Origin of the sequence: uncultured Ralstonia sp. (assembly GCA_913056305.1) — a bacterium.
GTDB lineage: Bacteria > Pseudomonadota > Gammaproteobacteria > Burkholderiales > Burkholderiaceae > Ralstonia.
This window is the reverse complement of sequence record CAJXMR010000366.1, coordinates 1-2,871: the sequence shown is the minus strand read 5'-3', so window position 1 is coordinate 2,871 and position 2,871 is coordinate 1. Positions and strand designations below refer to the sequence as shown.

The 2,871-nt window shown below is 70.3% G+C and carries 2 protein-coding genes; both read left to right on the top strand.

Annotated elements, in window-relative coordinates; all coding sequences use genetic code 11:
* Positions 1–760, top strand: a 760-nt coding sequence (locus QZ609_RS26080; RefSeq protein WP_295501283.1) for an SDR family oxidoreductase, incomplete at its 5' end; no start/stop codon positions are given.
* A 102-nt stretch (positions 761–862) separates the two neighbouring features.
* Positions 863–2,871, top strand: a 2,009-nt coding sequence (locus tag QZ609_RS26075) for a bifunctional glycoside hydrolase 114/ polysaccharide deacetylase family protein (protein ID WP_295501280.1), incomplete at its 3' end; no start/stop codon positions are given.

Here is a 2,871-nt window from a genome sequence, read left to right as displayed (position 1 = left end):
ACTTGTGACCGGTTCCACCAAGGGCATTGGCCATGCCATCGCGGTTGCGTTGGCCGCCGAGGGCGCGCGCGTCATCCTCAACGGCCGCACCGATGCCTCGGTGGCCGACGCCGTTGCGCGCCTGCTGGCCGAGGTGCCCGACGCCCACGTCGAGGCCTTTGCCGGCGACCTCGCCGACCCCGCCCAGGCCGCCGCGCTGGTGGCGCGCGTGCCCGCCGTCGACATCCTCGTCAACAACCTCGGCATCTTCGACCCCAAGCCGTTCGAGGCCATCGACGATGCCGAGTGGCTGCGCTTCTTCAACGTGAACGTGATGAGCGGCGTGCGCCTCGCGCGCGCCTACTTGCCTGGCATGCGCGCGCAGAACTGGGGCCGCGTCATCTTCATCAGCAGCGAGAGCGGCGTGCAGATCCCGGCCGAGATGATCCACTACGGTGTGACGAAGACGGCGCTGCTGGGCCTCTCGCGCGGGCTGGCCGAGCTGTGCGCCGGCACCGCTGTCACCGTGAATGCGGTGCTGCCCGGCCCGACGCACTCCGAGGGGGTGGACGAATTCGTCGGCAAGCTCTCCGGCGGGCAGCGCTTCGAGGCGTTCGAGAAGACCTTCTTCGAGACCGCGCGGCCGACCTCGCTCATCAAGCGCTTTGCCACACCGCAGGAGGTGGCCAGCCTGGTCGCCTACGTCGCCAGCCCGTTGTCGGCGGCCACCACGGGGGCGGCGCTGCGGGTGGATGGCGGGGTGGTGAAGTCGGCCTTCTGATCCGCCACCGCTGCGTCTGTTTGCGCAAACAGTTTGCAATCCGCCCGGCATCCGACAGAATGCTCAAAAATTATCAGATGGTGTTTCTGGTCGGGGTGCAGGATGCAGCAAAGGTGGCCGGCAGGTAAGCGGCGGCAGTGGCATTGGATGGCGTGGCTGGGTGCGGCGGCGGTGTTGGCGTGCCCGGCACTGCGGGCGGCCGAACCCATCGGCCAACCCGCCCCGCAGATCGCGGTGTACTACGGCGGCAATGTGCCGGTGCCCGAATTGCAGGCCTTCGACTGGGTGGTACTGGACCCGGCGCGCGTCGACAGCTTCGAGGGCCTGCGCGCGTCGCCCACGCTGTGGCTGGCACGGGTGGACCTGTCCTTGCAGCAGGACGCCATGCGCGGCGCCGACTGGCCGGGCGGCGTGATCGAGCGCCTGTTCGCGCCGCTCCTGGCGCAGGGCTACAAGGGGTTCCTGCTCGACGGGCTGGACGCATTGCAGCGCAGCGCGCCCGACGCCGGCAACGCCGTGGCCGCCCTGGTGCAGGCACTGCACGCCCGGGCGCCCGAGGCCAAGCTGCTGGCCGGCGGCACCGCCTGGCTCGACACGCTCGCGCCGCAACTCTCCGGCGTGGTGACCCCCGGGCTGGTGCGCGAACGCACCGGCGAGGACGCGCTGCAGGAGGTGTCCGACGCCGACCGCACCGCGCGCATCGCCACCCTGCGCAAGCTCGGCGAGCAGTACCACCTGCCCGCCATCGCACTCGACTACTGCGCCACCTACAGCCGCACCTGCCTGCGCGACACCGCCAATGTCGCGCGTGCGGCTGGCGTCACCAGCTACGCCACCACGCCCGGCGCCGACATGATCGGCATCGGCCGCCTGGAGGTGATGCCGCGGCGCATCCTGCTGGTCGAGCCGCAGGAGCCTGGCACCAGCACCAACACCACGCTGGCGGTGCTGTACTTGTCCATGCCGCTCAACTATCTCGGCTACCGCACCGACTTTGCCGACGCCTACCAGCCGCTGCCCACCGTCACGCCCGACCGCTACGCCGGGGTTGTGACGTGGTTCGATGCCAACGCGCCGCACTCGGCCGCCTGGGCGGCCTGGCTCAAGCGCACCGTGGGCGCGGGTGTGCGCGTGGCGATGTTCAACCAGTTCGGCATGACCATGGACGCGTCGATGGCGCGCACGCTGGGCCTGAAGACCGTGCCTGGCACGCCGTCGGGGCCGCTGTCCATCGTCTCGCGTGACCCGATGGTCGGCTTCGAGCTGCAGCCGCACCCCGACCGGCGCCTCGCCGTGGGCGTGCAGGTGGACCCGAGCGTGCCGGGCGCGCAATCGCTGCTGCGGCTGTCGGCGGGCAGCTACACGGTGGACGCGGCGGCCATCACGCCGTGGGGCGGCTACGTGCTGCAGCCGTTTGGCGTGTTCCGCATGCAGGACGTCGACCAGGCGCGCTGGGTGATCCAGCCGCTGGACTTCCTGCGCCGCGCGCTGGCGCTGCCCGCCATGCCGGTGCCCGACACCACCACCGAGAACGGCCGCCGCCTGCTGACCGTGCATATCGACGGCGACGGCTTTGCCTCGCGCACCGAGTTCCCGCCCGGCGAGTTCTCCGGCCAGGCCCTGCTGCGCGAGATCTGGGAGCGCTACAAGGTACCCACCACGGTGTCGATCATCGAAGGCGAGGTGGCGGCCGACGGCATGTACCCCAAGCTCACGCCGCAGCTGGAGCCGATCGCGCGCACCATCTTTGCGCAGCCGTATGTGGAGGTGGCGAGCCACACCTTCTCGCACCCGTTCGACTGGCTGCGCACCACGCATCCGCCCGAGCCGCCGTACAAGGCCACGTCCGACATCGAAGACGCCTTCGCGCTCGACATCCCGAACTACCGCTTCAGCTTTGACCGCGAGATCGGCGGGTCCATCCAGTACATCAACACCAAGCTGGCGCCGCCCGGCAAGCCCGTGCGGGTGCTGCTGTGGAGCGGCAACGGGCAGGTCCCGCCGATTGCCGTGCAGAAGACCGACGAGGCCGGCGTCTTCAACATGAACGGCGGCGACACCTACATCACGCGCTCCAACCCGAGCTGGACCGCCGTGGCGCCGCTGGGCGT